This is a genomic window from Sporosarcina ureae DSM 2281 (genome assembly GCF_000425545.1).
GTDB lineage: Bacteria > Bacillota > Bacilli > Bacillales_A > Planococcaceae > Sporosarcina > Sporosarcina ureae.
The window spans coordinates 113,479-127,822 of sequence record NZ_AUDQ01000010.1 but is presented as its reverse complement, the minus strand read 5'-3'; the positions used below and the strand labels follow the sequence as shown (position 1 = coordinate 127,822).

The following is a 14,344-nucleotide window of genomic DNA, read 5'->3' as shown; positions in this document are numbered from 1 at the left end:
AGAAGGACAACAGATGGCCCGTATTGAAATTGCCACACTTGTTCAACGTTATCGCCAACTTGAGAAGGAACTGGCATCGCTTCAAGAACAGCTGACAGAGTTTATTCGGGCTACAGTTGAGTACGAGTATCTCCAAACAGTCCCAGGGCTTGGAGACGCAACCATCATTGATTTACTATCGGAAATCGGTAGTTTTGCCCATTACGATCATCCACGCCAATTATTGAAACTCGCGGGATTGATATTGAGGGAGAATTCTTCCGGACAGCACAAGGGACAGAAACGAATTTCTAAAAGAGGAAGAAGCCAGCTGCGTGCACTGCTCTTCCGCGTCATGATGCCAATGGTCCGGCATAACAAGGCATTTAGACAACTGCACGCGTATTACACAACCAGACAAGTGAATCCATTACGCAAGAAACAGTCCATTGTAGTTCTCTGCGGAAAACTACTGAAAGTACTGCACGCAATCTGTACGAAGCACATGGTATTTGACGCTAAGCAAATGATGAGGGACATTCCCACGCTCGAAAGAGCTGCCTAAGCATTACATTCGTAGTGAACGACTAGAAAATTGGATGACACGGAGAAGCCGGCATTATATTATCCATTCGACCAGTGAGTCCCCAAAGGAGCTTAGCTAGCCTCCGCCTTATGACTAGACCGAACGAAGGAATGTAGGCGCTTTTGACGCCAAGAGACATGGGAGGGTACGTCATCATAAGCAACGCGGAGATCCACAGTGCATCGTATACAGAATTATCATCGCAACCAGTATTATCCAGCGATGACCGCGTAGCGTACCCAAGGACGTTTGAAGATTCAAATATCTAATTATTATTGTTTATCAGCGTGTCAAAAAAATATTTTTGGCATCCTAACAACGGGTCAAACCGTTGATACATCAACATTTATAGAGGGAGGGATAGATATGAATCAGTTCATTGGACTAAAGGATGGGGGAAGTCTGAATTATAATCTGTATTCCGAAGAAAATAGCGACAAGGGAACGATTATTTTCACACACGGACTGACCGGAAATAAATTCCAATTAACAAAGTATATAAATGAGTACAAAAAAGAATATCAAATCATAGCTGTAGATCTTAGAGGACGTGGAGATAGTTCCGTCCAGTTAGCTGACTCTTCTATAGAAACGCATGCAAAGGATATTATAGAGGTGATCGATTCATTACAGCTGAAGCGAGTCATTTTATTCGGCTATTCTATGGGAGCATATATTTCACAAAAAATAGCGGGAGAACATTCATCGGTTCAGCGTGTGATTTTATTAGATGGCGGTGGACATGTAGATGAAGAAGGGAAGAAAATGGTTTATCCTTCATTAGGAAGAATGGAACATGTCTATCCAAGCTGTGAGAATTATATTGAAGCAACGGCAAATGTTTATAAGAATTTGAAAGTAACGGTCGATCCTTTAGTTATTCAGGCAATACAATACGAGTGTAAAAAGAAAGAAGATGGGTACGGGAACCTGTCGAACCCAGAGCTAATTAAACAAGACTTCGATAGTTTTTATTTATACGATGTGGAGAAGTCAGCGAGAAAGAATGATAAGCCAACACTGCTCATTACAGGGGAAGGGAATTTGTCTGACCGTCCACTGTTTACGAAATCCAATTATACAGCTTTATTGAAAGAGGCCAATATACAAGTGATACTAACAAACGAAAATCATTACGAGTTAGCTTTTAATCTACAATCAGATTTATTAGGCAATATTCATGATTTTTTAAAGGGAGAGTTCTCTAATGAGAAATAAAGTAATTACAGCTAAAGAAGCAGCGGACAAATTCACAAGCGGGATGACTGTGATGGTCGGAGGGTTTGGATTAATTGGAAGTCCATTAACGGTTCTTAAAGCGCTTGAAGAAAAAGAAGTGACAGATTTAACTGTCATTAGTAATAATGTAGGAGAAGAAGGCATTGGCCTGGGGATTATTTTGCAACAAGGTAAAATCGGTACGGCAATCGGCTCTTATTTTACGAGTAATAGAGAGGCAGTCCGAATGTATAACGAGAATAAATTACAGCTTCAACTTCTTCCACAAGGAACGTTATCAGAAGCTATCCGAGCAGGTGGGGCGGGCATTCCAGCTTTTTATACTAGTACAAGCGCCGGCACTAAACTAGCCGAAGGTAAAGAACAGAAAGTGTTTTATGGGAAGACATATGTCCTTCAGAAGTCCTTGAAAGCAGATATAGCTATCATTAAAGCGCATAAAGCAGATGAAATGGGGAATCTGACGTATTACAAGACTGCTCGAAACTTTAATCCTTTGATGGCAACTGCTGCTAAAACAGTAATTGTAGAAGTTGATGAAATCGTGCCGGCTGGGGGTCTCGATCCTGAAGCAGTTATTACACCGCATTTATTTATAGACCATATCGTGCAAAGTAAAGCTACTTTGCTTGAAGGGAGAAGAGTAGAGTATGAATTATAAGCAAATTATCGCGCAAAAAGTAGCTTCCCATATACCACAGTACTCCATTATTAACTTAGGGATTGGAATTCCCACACTAGTACCTGATTATCTGGGAGATAGCGAATGTTATTTTCACACAGAAAATGGAATGCTTGGGGTTTCCGAATTGAAGGAAGAGCAACTGGACCCACAACTCGTAAACGCGGGAAAATTGCCAATAGGTGAAGCAATTGGCGCTTCATATTTCCATAGCGCAGATTCATTTGCTATGATCCGTGGCGGTCATATTGATATAGCTATCTTGGGTGCATTGCAAGTCGACTCCAAAGGAAGAATTGCGAATTGGGCTATTCCTGGTAAAGACATCGTTGGTGTTGGAGGAGCAATGGATTTACTCGAAGGTGCAAAAACTATTATTGTTACAATGCTTCATACATCGAAAGATGGCGACAAAAAGCTATTGGATGAATGTAGTTTTCCCATCACTTCAGAACGTACGGCAGATTTAATTATTACCGAACGAGCTACCTTTAAGTGGTCAAAGAGTGGATATGAACTGATAGAAGTGACTGATGGCTATACATTAGAAGATATCAAAGAATCTACGGGACTACAATATACGGTGTCGGATCAATTAGTAAAGGAGAGTGCGCTATGAGCAGAGTGGCGATTATTGATGCGGTTCGAACGCCAATTGGTAGATATGCAGGAGCCCTCAGTACAGTTCGTGCGGACGATTTAGGTGCGATAGTCATCAAAGCCTTACTGAAACGTAATCCAGCTGTTGATCCTAAGACAATTGACGATGTAATTTTCGGTAATGCGAATGGCGCAGGTGAAGAGAATCGAAATGTAGCAAGAATGTCAGCACTTTTAGCCGGCTTACCGATTGAGGTCGGCGGAACCACATTGAATCGTCTATGTGGATCAGGACTTGATGCGGTAAACTTTGGAGCGCGTGCGATTCTTGCAGGTGAACAAGATGTAATTATTGCAGGTGGGACAGAGAGTATGTCACGGGCGCCTTATGTAATGGCGAAACCGGAGCGTGCATATCCAAGGGGTGATATGAATCTTCAGGATACGACGATTGGATGGCGCTTTGTGAATTCGAAAATGGAAGAGCTTTATGGAGTGGACACTATGCCACAAACTGCGGAAAATGTTGCGAGTGATTACGATATCACAAGAGATAGACAAGACGAATTTGCTTACCAATCCCAGATGAAAACGAAAGAAGCACAAGAGCAGGGTATTTTCAAAGATGAAATATTCCCCGTGACTTTCAAAACGCGCAAAGGCGAAGAAATCACTGTTGATACAGATGAACATCCGCGTGCTGATTCTACGATGAATGCGCTAGAGAAACTTCGACCATTATTCCCTAATGGAACGATTACTGCTGGAAACGCGTCAGGTGTTAACGACGGTGCGGCGGCAGTGTTATTAATGAGAGAAGATAAAGCAAAGGAACTGGGTCTGGATATATTGGGATATTATAAAATGTCTGCTACAGCCGGAGTAGAACCAAGAGTCATGGGCATTGGTCCTATTGCTTCAACGAAGAAGTTATTGAAGAAGGCAAATGTAGATGTGAAAGATTTGGATTTAATAGAGCTGAATGAAGCTTTTGCCTCTCAATCTTTGGCATGTATTGATAATCTGCATTTGCCTATAGAAAAGGTTAACGTCAACGGCGGTGCCATAGCGTTAGGCCATCCTTTAGGTGCGAGTGGTACCCGGATTTTGACGACACTCTTACATCAAATGAAACGCCAAGACAGTAAATTGGGTCTGGCAACGATGTGTATTGGTGTGGGACAAGGTATTTCTACTTTAGTTGAGCGAGACTAATTAATCAATTTGATAATGCTGACTAATTGGCATTGATAAAACATGCAATTTAGCTGGTGTGAAGTCTATGTTTAATTGGACTCATGCTGGCTATTTTGGTTGACTTATTGGTTACTGGCATAGTATGTGAATAAGATATATCGGGGTTATTAGTTTACGTTTCTTTATAAATACAATAAACTGAATGTCATTAGTATAAGGTATCTTTAATAAAAGATTATGAACGAAATTTGATGATACGAAGAGTGTTGAAGTATAAATGCATTGTGGCTGTCCCTTAAATCACTATAGGAAGTGGACCAAAATTATGTGTTTTGAGTATGTGAAATGTCAAGAAGATGAAGGGAGATAATTTGATGAAAGCTAATCAATTGATATTACAAAACTTGCTAGATATCAATCCTCGTTCGGGGATTATTAAACTTCATGATAAAAGAATGGGATTAATTTCAGTAGAGGCGCTTGGAATATTGCGTAATGATTTAATTGATACGCTTGGTAAAGAACGTACCAAAGGTTTTTTAATGCGCTATGGCTATGCCTGTGGTAAGCGGGCTGCTGAATCGATTAAAAAAAGATATGATTGGGAATCTATAGAAGAACTGATGCTGTCAGGAACGGTCATGCACACATTAGAAGGAATTGTGACCGTAGACCCTGATATATTGGAAATTAATAATGATCATTTATATCTTACGGGGTATTGGAAAAATTCTTTTGAATCTACAAATCACATAGCTGAAAATGAAATAGGAAACGAGCCCGTTTGCTGGACGCTAATCGGTTATGCGAGCGGTTACTTAACATATGTTTTCGATAAGGAAGTAATCGTTTACGAGAAAAGTTGCCGAGGTAAAGGGGATGCTGAATGTTATTTTGTCGCTGAAACTGTAGCACATTGCGATGAAACAAATTTATTGGACTTACGTTATTATCAAAGCGAATCAATGCAGTCTGTATTAGATGATATATATGCTGAAATAGAACAGCTAAATAATAATATTATTGAATCAGAAGAGATTCAAAATCAGTTAACAGAACTTTTCTTAGAGGATAAAGATATTAACGATATAACACAAACGATTGGTACTATTCTCGGCCGTAGCATCATTATTGATCATTACGATGAAGTTTATTCGTCGTACTTCGAAAGTGTAGAAGAACAAATGGCATATAAGAAATGGAAAGCAAGCGGTGTCATTACAAATCAACAAAACGAATTATTCTTCGAATCATTCTTAATTAAGAGTGACAAAGTGCTACTCGGTAATCTAATGGTTATTGGAGAACAGAAGTTAAATCAAAGAGAACAAATGATTATTAAACGTGCCTTATTAGTCTTTACCATTCAAATGTATCACCAACGTAAGTTAACAGAATCCCTTTGGAGCAAAAGAGAGGATTTTTTTAATGAAATGATTGAAAATAAAATTATGGATGAGAATATATTAAATAGACAGGCGGCAATATTTGGATTTAATATAAACGAACCTCACCGTATTATTGCGATTAAAGTAATACCGCAAAAAATGAAAGATAGAGTATTGCATGTTCTGACGAATAAACATCCTACGTTCGATTTGTTTCTAAAAGATAATTATATCGTCATTATTATCGCGAAAATTGAAGATCAGGATATTGAAAATATATCTGATAAGTTGATGAATGATATTAAAGCAAGTTTACCAGATATCATTGTGCATATAGGTTCTGGACGTCTAGTAGATTCCGTTTATAAGCTACGGGAAAGTTATGTTGATGCAAAGCGAATTTGTGATTTCGTACAGCTAACTTATCCAGTGAGCAGCAGACAAGCAACCTATAAGGACTTTGAAGGGATTATGATGTTCTTGAAAGGCGCAGATCATGAGGAACTTCTAATGTTTTATATGAAAACAATTGGCAGCTTAGTTAAATATGATGAAGCTAATTCAGGCAGTTTGCTAATTACGCTTAAATCATATTTAGACAATAACGGTAACCTTCAACAGACGGCAGACGATTTACATCTATCTATCGCAGGTCTACGCTATCGTATTGAAAAGATAGAATCATTAAGTGACATCGATTTAAAAACAGGATCAGGTCGATTTAATGGTCAATTGGCTACGAGGATTTACTTTGGTTTAAAAGTAATGGGAAGTTAATGAAATTCCAAGACGAGTCGATTATTGATTCGTCTTTTTTGCGTATGTAAAACCTAATATTTAAAAGGGACGTTCAATCCTACCCACAAAAACTGCTAGTCATTAATCATTTATTAATATATATTTACAGTTACTAACTTTCAAGAAAGCATGTAATATTCAGATTAGTAAGCGGTTACAATAAATAAGGGGGTATATTTATGACAGTAAAACAAGCAGTTAGATTACCTATGACCGGAGCAGAATACCTTGAGAGCTTAAGAGATAATCGTGAAATTTGGCTACACGGGAAAAAAGTAGAAGACGTAACAACTCATCCCGGCTTTAGAAATAGTGCACGCTCTATTGCTAGCCTTTATGATGCATTACATGATCCAAAACATAAAGAGATTTTAACACGGGAAACAGATACTGGTAACGGTGGATATACACAGCGTTTCTTCGTACCAGATGAAACACCTGAAGATTTGTTTAAAACGCGGGATGCAATCGCGGAGTGGGCCAAAATGTCTTATGGACAAATGGGACGTTCTCCAGATTATAAAGCTTCATTCTTAGCCACGTTAGGCGCAAACCCAGAGTATTACGGTGAGTACGCTGACAATGCAAGAAGGTGGTACAAAGAAGTTCAAGAGAAAAACTGGTTCTTCAACCATGCAATTATCAATCCTCCTGTTGATCGCGATAAGCCAATCGACGAAGTGAAAGATGTCTTTATTCATGCGGTAGGTGAAACGGAAGAAGGGATTTTAGTGAGTGGTGCAAAGATGGTTGCAACAGGTTCTGCACTTACAAACTATAATTTCGTTGCTCACTACGGTGCACTTGCAATTCCTAGCGAAGAATATGCACTCGTCTTCGTCGCAGATATGAATACACCAGGCATTAAATTAGTCTGTCGAGCATCTTATGAAATGAATGCAGCTGTTACAGGAAGTCCTTTCGACTATCCACTTAGTAGCCGCTTCGATGAAAATGATTCTGTACTAGTTTTTGAGAACGCTCTCATACCATGGGAGAACGTGTTAGTTTACAAAGACATTGAAAAAGCGAATACGTTTTTTGCTGAAAGTGGATTCCTTCACCGTTTAACTTTCCACGGTGTAACAAGATTCGCCGTGAAATTGGACTTCATTTCAGGTCTACTTATTAAGGCATTACGGGGGAATGGAACGGATTCATTCCGCGGTGTCCAAGCCCAAATTGGTGAAGTCATTGCATATCGTAATATGTTTTGGGCAATGAGTGATGCAATGGCATTGAATCCTGAAAAAGGAGCTAACAATACTGTTTTACCTAATCTAGAATATGGCTTGGCATATCGTGTGTTCATGTCTGATGGTTGGTCACATGTGAAAAATATTGTAGAGACAGTTGTTGCGGGAAGTTTAATTGTGCAGCCGTCTAGTGCTGCTGATTTTAAAAATGCTGAACTGCGCCCAATCATTGATAAATTATACCGTGGATCAAACGGTATAGAAGCTGAAGAAAAGATCAAAGTGATTAAGTTACTTTGGGATGCAATTGGAACTGAATATGGCGGTCGACACGAGTTGTATGAAAGAAATTATTCTGGTAACAACGAAAATATACGCTTGGAAAATTTAATAACCGCAAAAGCTAGTGGTCAAGCACAAAAGTTTGAAGATTTTGTACAGAAATGTATGGATGATTACAATTTAGATGGTTGGGTCAATCCGACTTGGATTAATAATGACGATGTACATGCTTATGGAAAAAAGTAAGTTTTTAAAAGTGTGAAACGTAAAATAGAGGAGGAAATTATAATGTTAAAACAAATATCAAAGAAAAATGAACGTGTAGAAGAGGTATTTAACTTATTCATAGCACATGTACAAAACTTTTTAAAAGAAGCAAACTTGAATCATGAAGAGTATACAAACTTTGTGGATTGGGCAGATCGCTTAGGTCGTGCTGGAGAACTACCACTTTATGCGGACGTATTCTTAGAAAGTCATGTTTTAAGAGCGATGTATACAGACAAGCCTGGAACGCAACCTTCGCTATTAGGACCCTATTTTGTTGAAGGAACGCCTCTCATCGAAGCTAAGCCGGGACAACCACTTGTATTGACACAACGCCCTAATGAAGCTGGAGATGTCATGTACTTTAGCGGAAACGTTAGTAGTACAAATGGAGAACCACTTGCCAAAGCAAGAGTAGAAATGTGGCAAAATGATGCTTCTGGTAAGTATTCAGCATTTGATTCGGAGGCACCAAAATATAATTTTAGAGGACATTTTTACACAGATGAAAATGGAAACTTTGAAGTTAAAACAATAGTACCTCTTCCGTATTCAATTCCAACTGACGGACCGACAGGAGAATTTTTAGAATATACGGATCAGCATCCGATGCGACCAGCACACTTACATTTAATGTTTGAGGCAGAAGGTCATGAAACACTAATTACCCAAGTATTTTTCGAAGGCGATGAATGGTTGGAAACAGATGTAGCAGACGGTGTTCGCTTAGACTTAATGACAAAGATCGAAGAAAAAGACGGGTGTAAAGTCTCCTCTCTAGACTTTGTAATGCGCACTGTATAAGTATGATTCAAGAGCAGAAGGGTTTTATCCTTCTCTCTTTGTACAATTGAGAAAGCGAGGCGACTATTATGATTTGTTTTCAAGACAATCAACTAGAATTGAATCAATCTATTGTGACGATTGGCGCATTTGACGGGATTCATAGAGGACATCAAGCTTTGATTAGTCAAGCTAAGGCACAAGCGGATCGTTATGGGGTACCACTAGTTGTTTACACATTTGATCCCCCACCCAAAGTTTATTTTCAAAATCAATCCAAGCTGACTTCGCTACCTGAAAAGAAAAAGTTTCTTGAAGAGTTAGGTGTCTCCTATACCGTTTTCGCTCCGTTTGATCAGGTGTACGCGTCAAGAAGTGTGCAAGACTTTATCGATGAATTAAGTAAAATTAATCCGAAAGAAATATGGATTGGACCTGGCTTTCACTTTGGAAGTGGGAAAAGTGGTTCGATTGAAGATTTAACCAAACATTTTAATGCATTTCAACATCCTGTAGTTACGTGTTCAAAAGGTGAAGTTATCTCCTCAACACGGATCCGTGAACTATTCAGACAACAAAAAGCAGAACAAGCTTATTACTTATTAGGTAGGAAGTCGTATGCTATAACTAATTCACATTAAAATTATTATGGGGGTCATATAAATGGATGTTAAAGAATTTAGAAACTGCATGGGGAAATTTGCAACTGGCGTAACAGTTGTGACGTGCAAAACAGAAAATGGATCTCATGGATTAACAGCGAACTCATTTACTTCCGTATCACTAGATCCTCCTCTCGTACTAGTGTCAGTAGACCGCAAAACAAAAGCATTTGAACATATGAAAAATAATGCATTTACTGTTAATATTTTAAATGCTTCTCAAGAGGATGTTGCCATGCATTTTGCTGGACGACCGAAAGAGGTAGCACCTTTTAACTGGATTCAAGGTGAACACGCTCCTCGCCTTAAAGAGTCGCTGGCTTATATTGAATGTAAGCCATGGCAAGAGTATGATGGCGGTGATCATGTGTTATTCGTGGGTGAAGTACAGAACTTCGTAAATAATGAAGGAGATGCCTTGACTTATTTCGCTGGGAAGTTTGGAAAACTAACAAATGAGGTAGTAAAAGTTTAACCACAGCAAATATGAAATTGCTTATGCTGAATTGTGATGTCTCAGTGTAAGCGATTTTTTGTTGTGAAATGAAATAATCACCATAAGGACTCCATATACTTTACCACTCAGACCTTAGTCTGATGTAAACTTCAGTCATCTGATGGACTCAAATTTATTGAGTTTCGCTTATGATAGAGTAAAGGGGTGTGAATATGCGGAAAATACTGATAGTTATTGCGGGCACAGTACTGTTAGGTATAGTGAGCTTTTGGGTATATGACTGGATGAAATCGGACCGGGTCTCTGGTGCATTGTCAATTGAAAAGGATAACGCGAAGTCGCTCGAAGTGGCTATCGGTTTTGGTGCCGGTACTCTTCTAATTGAGGGCGGGGCAACGCAATGGGTGGATGGGGACATTGATACGAACGTGAAAAAATGGTATCCATCCGTTACGTATAAGAATAAAAGAGATATCGGATATGTAGAGATTCAGCAGAAAATGAAAGGTTTTTCAGCTTTGCGGAAGCATCGAAACGATTGGAATCTTCAACTGACAAATGAAATACCTGTGAACCTCGATGTCGAAATGGGTGTATCTGATTCAGAACTGAGATTGGCAGGAATCCATCTCAGTCATGTATCAATTGATGCTGGTGTGGGGGATACGACGATCAATCTAGGCGGCGAATGGAAGGATAGCTTTGACGTGGACATCAACCTGGGAGTGGGCGATGCGAAGATTCATTTACCTAAAGAGACTGGAGTTAAATTAACTATTTCAAAGGGGATAGGTAGCGTGGGAACAAAAGATTTAATATCTAAGGGTAAAGGCATCTATGTAAATGAAGCATACAATCATTCGGATACTAACATTCATTTGAAAGTTGATGTTGGGGTAGGTAGTGTGGATTTTTTGATTGTTGAGTAGCGGGATTTTATAGTCCGTCACTTAAACGATACATGATTGATGTAGGACGGAATAATGAGATCTGTGCACATACAATGCTTAAGCTAATTCGTGACAGTACTTGATTGGCTAGTGAAAGCTTCTTTATGCATTATAATGTATTGTTCGATAAAGGGATTTTAGAGTAGTAAAAAATGCGTGAGAGAATTGTCATGATTGATGACAAGGCTATCGCGCTTTTCTACGTCCAGAGAACAACATAAACTAATCTACTAGATATGATATGTAACTATTGGAATGGTTTCGTCTACAAGTATGCATTATAATTCAGTACATAACTATACTTATTTTATGTGAGATCATCAGTACATGTATTAGAATAGGGGGATGAGGGTGGAAACACAGCCGAGTGCGAAAACATATGTAATCACAATTGCAGGAGCAGTCTGTTGGGGATTGATCGGTTTATTCATAGCGCCACTGTATGCAAGGGGATTCACAGCTTGGGATGTAGTAGCAATTCGAGGGATCTTCAGCTTTGTGTTTTTATTTGCCATCATGATGCTGTTCTTTCGTGATCAGTTACAGACACGAATAAAAGATCATGTGTTTTTTGCAAGTGCAGGTATCTTCAGCCTTGCGCTGTTTAACTACTTTTATTTCGAAGTGTTTTCACGTTCTAGCTTGTCTCTTGCGGTGACGTTATTATATACGGGACCGTTATTCGTGATGATTCTATCGAGGATCTTCTTTAAGGAATTACTAACTGCACGCAAAGGTTTAGCACTAGTATTTGCTATTGTTGGTTGTGCATTTGTTGTCGGACTATTGCCGCTCGGATCGGAGAGTATTCCTAGTAAGACCCTGTTCATGGGGATTCTATCGGGATTTTGTTATGCGCTATACAGTGTTTTCACTAAGCCGATAACGAAACGATATTCGGCTCTGACAATTACTACGTACACATTCTTTTATATGGCCTTATTCATGTCGCTGACAAGTGACGTATGGCGCAAGGTTGACACATTCCGGTATGTGGACGTTTGGATTGCCGCCTTACTCCTAGCGTTGATTTCCACCGTAGCAGCGTATGTGTTCTATACAACGGGTCTAAAATATTTGGAAGCAGGGAAGGCGTCGATTCTCGCAACTATTGAACCAATTGTTGCAGTTTTAGTTGGTGTATTGTTTCTTGGTGATCAACTGCTTCCGTTACAGATACTTGGCATCGCTCTTGTGTTGTACTCAGCTGTACTCATAGTAGGAAAGCAAGTGAAAAGTAAGAATTTTTATAAAAGAGATCATACTTTTGAAAAATAGAATCTGCGTAAGAACTGCTCACGTTTGATAGCATAAACAAACGGAATGGTTCCCTCGCAGATACACATCATGATGTGAACTTCGCTATTTCATCAGCTACTACAAATGCCAAATCATCATTCCCAAACAGTTGAAGCACATCCAACATAGTTTCATTATCTATATGAAGCTCCTCAAATCCATCATCGTTTTCCATGATTTCCTTTAGTGCGGGATTTGGCTGTTGTTCAGGGTATGCTTGTTGATAAAGAGCTTGTGGATTTAGTTTATGATTCGTGCACCACTGGACAAACAGGCGAATCATCAAGTTTTCATCATCTTTATACTTTTGAATAATCTGTTCTTCAATACTTTTAAATTCCATTATGCAAACCTCCTGGGTCGATTGTTTCTTTTAAGTATAAACGATAGCAAGATTTTCTAGTAATGAATAACAACATCACTTATTAAATTACTAAATAGAAAAGCTAGTTAGTGGGTTATTGCACTTATATATCAAATTAATCGGCTATAAAACCGTAAATAGACGAAAAATTTGGGTTTCTTATAAAAATTGCTACAATAGTAGTATGACCGCTAGATAATAATACACAAGAAAGTTCACGGACAGCTTTGATGGAATGGCGGCTACTATAATCAAGGAGGTTTTTGGAATGGCGGAAGATCGCTATCAACGTGGTTTGGAAAAATTAATGGAACTTACGTTATCGGGTGAAGATAACCCAGCAGGTGAGATGGAAATTGGCGAGAGCTTCAAAGATGTAGCACCTGATTTGACTAAGTATGTAGTGGAATTTGCATTTGGTGATATTTATTCGCGGCCTGGATTGGATAATAAACAGAAGGTCCTTACGACAATTACGGCTCTTGTAGCACAAGGCAAACCACAGATTCAGATGCACATCAAAACAGGTCTTGATGTAGGCTTGACACCGGACGAGATTATCGGCTGCATTATGCATCTGATTCCATACACTGGATTCCCGAGCGTGCTAAATGCTTTATCCGTTGCGCAAACAGTATTTGCAGAACGCGGAGTATCGATTACGAAAACAGACGAGAAGTAAGCAAGCTTCTTACGAATAGTACATTTTAAAGTGGTTTCAACCGGTGATGTTCAAAACGGTTGAAACCACTTTTCTACTACTTGAAATATACTGATCGAATAAGGCTGGAACTGCATGCTTAGCAAATAGAGTATATGTAAGTGCTACTCTAACAAACCTGTCTTTCTTTACGTAACTTCACTATAATAAAGTCATGATGATCTATAACGAACAGCAAACTAAATGACGTACAGGTCTAGAGGAGAGATGTTACATGTTATCGAGAGAAGAAAAAGATGCGGTCTACAAAGTGATTTACAATAGAAGAGATGTGCGAAGTTTTTTGCCGACTCCCATTCCTGAGGATAAGCTGCATAACATATTGAAAGCGGCTCATCACGCACCTTCAGTTGGCTTCATGCAACCATGGAATTTCGTCATCGTTTCATCTGATGAAACGAAAGAAAAGTTGGCTTGGGCAGCCGATAAAGAAAGGCGTGCGCTAGCGATTCATTATGAAGACGAGGGAGAAAAAGAGACAAAGTTTCTTGGCTTAAAAATACAAGGATTGAAAGAAGCACCCATCACTATTTGCGTAACATGTGATCCTACGCGTGGCGGTTCACATGTGTTAGGACGTAACTCCATTCCTGAAACGGACATGTTATCGACTGCTTGTGCAATTCAAAATATGTGGCTAGCAGCATGTGCGGAAGGCCTGGCGATGGGATGGGTGAGTTTTTATAAAAAGAATGATGTGCGCGATATTTTGAACATACCCCCCCATGTTGAACCGATTGCTCTTTTATCTATTGGATACACGGAGAATTATCCCACTGCGCCTATATTGGAAACAGCGAATTGGGAGAAACGACGAAGTGTAGAAGATTTAATTTTTACCGATCAGTGGAATAACAAATAACGGTTTACAGAAGCTCTAAGCTCATTAACATT

General features: G+C 39.1%; 15 protein-coding genes. 14 read left to right on the top strand and 1 reads right to left on the bottom strand.

What is annotated here, in order from left to right; translation table 11 throughout:
* The 12 genes from H605_RS0111140 to H605_RS0111085 all read left to right on the top strand — a co-directional run.
* Window positions 1-544: IS110 family transposase (locus H605_RS0111140; RefSeq protein ID WP_029054283.1), on the top strand; the 544-nt coding region annotated here is incomplete at its 5' end.
* A gap of 387 nt (window positions 545-931) precedes the next feature.
* A complete protein-coding gene (locus H605_RS0111135) occupies window positions 932-1,783 on the top strand; it encodes an alpha/beta hydrolase (protein WP_029054282.1) in 852 nt (283 codons plus the stop codon).
* Window positions 1,773-2,465 carry a CoA transferase subunit A gene (locus H605_RS0111130; RefSeq protein WP_037561941.1) on the top strand — a complete coding sequence of 231 codons (693 nt, stop codon included), beginning with the start codon at window positions 1,773-1,775 and terminating at the stop codon, window positions 2,463-2,465. The genes H605_RS0111135 and H605_RS0111130 overlap by 11 nt, the downstream gene beginning before the upstream one ends.
* Window positions 2,455-3,105: a 3-oxoacid CoA-transferase subunit B gene (locus H605_RS0111125; RefSeq protein ID WP_029054280.1), complete on the top strand. Its 651-nt coding sequence runs from the start codon at window positions 2,455-2,457 to the stop codon at window positions 3,103-3,105. The genes H605_RS0111130 and H605_RS0111125 overlap by 11 nt, the downstream gene beginning before the upstream one ends.
* A complete protein-coding gene (locus H605_RS0111120; RefSeq protein WP_029054279.1) occupies window positions 3,102-4,301 on the top strand; it encodes an acetyl-CoA C-acyltransferase in 1,200 nt (399 codons plus the stop codon). The genes H605_RS0111125 and H605_RS0111120 overlap by 4 nt, the downstream gene beginning before the upstream one ends.
* Window positions 4,302-4,657: 356 nt before the next feature.
* Entirely contained in the window at window positions 4,658-6,448 is a 1,791-nt protein-coding gene (locus tag H605_RS0111115) for a XylR N-terminal domain-containing protein (protein ID WP_029054278.1), read from the top strand.
* A gap of 200 nt (window positions 6,449-6,648) precedes the next feature.
* On the top strand, window positions 6,649-8,193 hold the full coding sequence (locus H605_RS0111110) for a 4-hydroxyphenylacetate 3-hydroxylase family protein (RefSeq protein WP_029054277.1): 1,545 nt from the start codon (window positions 6,649-6,651) through the stop codon (window positions 8,191-8,193).
* Between the two features lie 42 nt (window positions 8,194-8,235).
* Complete coding sequence (locus H605_RS0111105) at window positions 8,236-9,018, top strand: dioxygenase family protein (RefSeq protein WP_029054276.1); 783 nt, start codon at window positions 8,236-8,238, stop codon at window positions 9,016-9,018.
* A gap of 68 nt (window positions 9,019-9,086) precedes the next feature.
* On the top strand, window positions 9,087-9,638 hold the full coding sequence (locus tag H605_RS0111100; RefSeq protein WP_029054275.1) for an FAD synthetase family protein: 552 nt from the start codon (window positions 9,087-9,089) through the stop codon (window positions 9,636-9,638).
* 22 nt (window positions 9,639-9,660) lie between these two features.
* Window positions 9,661-10,134, top strand: coding sequence for a flavin reductase family protein (locus tag H605_RS0111095; protein WP_029054274.1), 474 nt, complete (start codon window positions 9,661-9,663; stop codon window positions 10,132-10,134).
* A 194-nt stretch (window positions 10,135-10,328) separates the two neighbouring features.
* On the top strand, window positions 10,329-11,045 hold the full coding sequence (locus H605_RS0111090; protein WP_029054273.1) for a toast rack family protein: 717 nt from the start codon (window positions 10,329-10,331) through the stop codon (window positions 11,043-11,045).
* A 366-nt stretch (window positions 11,046-11,411) separates the two neighbouring features.
* Window positions 11,412-12,344, top strand: coding sequence for a DMT family transporter (locus H605_RS0111085; RefSeq protein WP_037561939.1), 933 nt, complete (start codon window positions 11,412-11,414; stop codon window positions 12,342-12,344).
* A 67-nt stretch (window positions 12,345-12,411) separates the two neighbouring features.
* Here H605_RS0111085 and H605_RS0111080 read toward each other — a convergent pair whose 3' ends face one another.
* Complete coding sequence (locus H605_RS0111080) at window positions 12,412-12,708, bottom strand: hypothetical protein (RefSeq protein WP_029054271.1); 297 nt, start codon at window positions 12,706-12,708, stop codon at window positions 12,412-12,414.
* Between the two features lie 289 nt (window positions 12,709-12,997).
* Between H605_RS0111080 and H605_RS0111075 the strand changes: the two genes are divergently transcribed.
* Together H605_RS0111075 and bluB are read left to right on the top strand one after the other, a co-directional pair.
* Window positions 12,998-13,411 (top strand): carboxymuconolactone decarboxylase family protein, encoded by a 414-nt coding sequence (locus H605_RS0111075; RefSeq protein WP_029054270.1) that lies wholly within the window; start codon window positions 12,998-13,000, stop codon window positions 13,409-13,411.
* Window positions 13,412-13,664: 253 nt separating this feature from the next.
* Complete coding sequence (gene bluB / locus H605_RS0111070) at window positions 13,665-14,312, top strand: 5,6-dimethylbenzimidazole synthase (RefSeq protein WP_029054269.1); 648 nt, start codon at window positions 13,665-13,667, stop codon at window positions 14,310-14,312.
* The last annotated feature ends 32 nt before the right edge of the window (window positions 14,313-14,344 follow it).

What these genes read in the sequence shown, in the direction of transcription:
- H605_RS0111105 (WP_029054276.1), top strand. Translation starts at nt 8,236, where the DNA reads ATGTTAAAACAAATATCAAAGAAAAATGAACGTGTAGAAGAGGTATTT.
- bluB (WP_029054269.1), top strand. Translation starts at nt 13,665, where the DNA reads ATGTTATCGAGAGAAGAAAAAGATGCGGTCTACAAAGTGATTTACAAT.
- H605_RS0111075 (WP_029054270.1), top strand. Translation starts at nt 12,998, where the DNA reads ATGGCGGAAGATCGCTATCAACGTGGTTTGGAAAAATTAATGGAACTT.
- H605_RS0111080 (WP_029054271.1), bottom strand. Translation starts at nt 12,708, where the DNA reads ATGGAATTTAAAAGTATTGAAGAACAGATTATTCAAAAGTATAAAGAT.
- H605_RS0111115 (WP_029054278.1), top strand. Translation starts at nt 4,658, where the DNA reads ATGAAAGCTAATCAATTGATATTACAAAACTTGCTAGATATCAATCCT.
- H605_RS0111090 (WP_029054273.1), top strand. Translation starts at nt 10,329, where the DNA reads ATGCGGAAAATACTGATAGTTATTGCGGGCACAGTACTGTTAGGTATA.
- H605_RS0111085 (WP_037561939.1), top strand. Translation starts at nt 11,412, where the DNA reads ATGAGGGTGGAAACACAGCCGAGTGCGAAAACATATGTAATCACAATT.
- H605_RS0111135 (WP_029054282.1), top strand. Translation starts at nt 932, where the DNA reads ATGAATCAGTTCATTGGACTAAAGGATGGGGGAAGTCTGAATTATAAT.
- H605_RS0111110 (WP_029054277.1), top strand. Translation starts at nt 6,649, where the DNA reads ATGACAGTAAAACAAGCAGTTAGATTACCTATGACCGGAGCAGAATAC.
- H605_RS0111130 (WP_037561941.1), top strand. Translation starts at nt 1,773, where the DNA reads ATGAGAAATAAAGTAATTACAGCTAAAGAAGCAGCGGACAAATTCACA.
- H605_RS0111120 (WP_029054279.1), top strand. Translation starts at nt 3,102, where the DNA reads ATGAGCAGAGTGGCGATTATTGATGCGGTTCGAACGCCAATTGGTAGA.
- H605_RS0111100 (WP_029054275.1), top strand. Translation starts at nt 9,087, where the DNA reads ATGATTTGTTTTCAAGACAATCAACTAGAATTGAATCAATCTATTGTG.
- H605_RS0111095 (WP_029054274.1), top strand. Translation starts at nt 9,661, where the DNA reads ATGGATGTTAAAGAATTTAGAAACTGCATGGGGAAATTTGCAACTGGC.
- H605_RS0111125 (WP_029054280.1), top strand. Translation starts at nt 2,455, where the DNA reads ATGAATTATAAGCAAATTATCGCGCAAAAAGTAGCTTCCCATATACCA.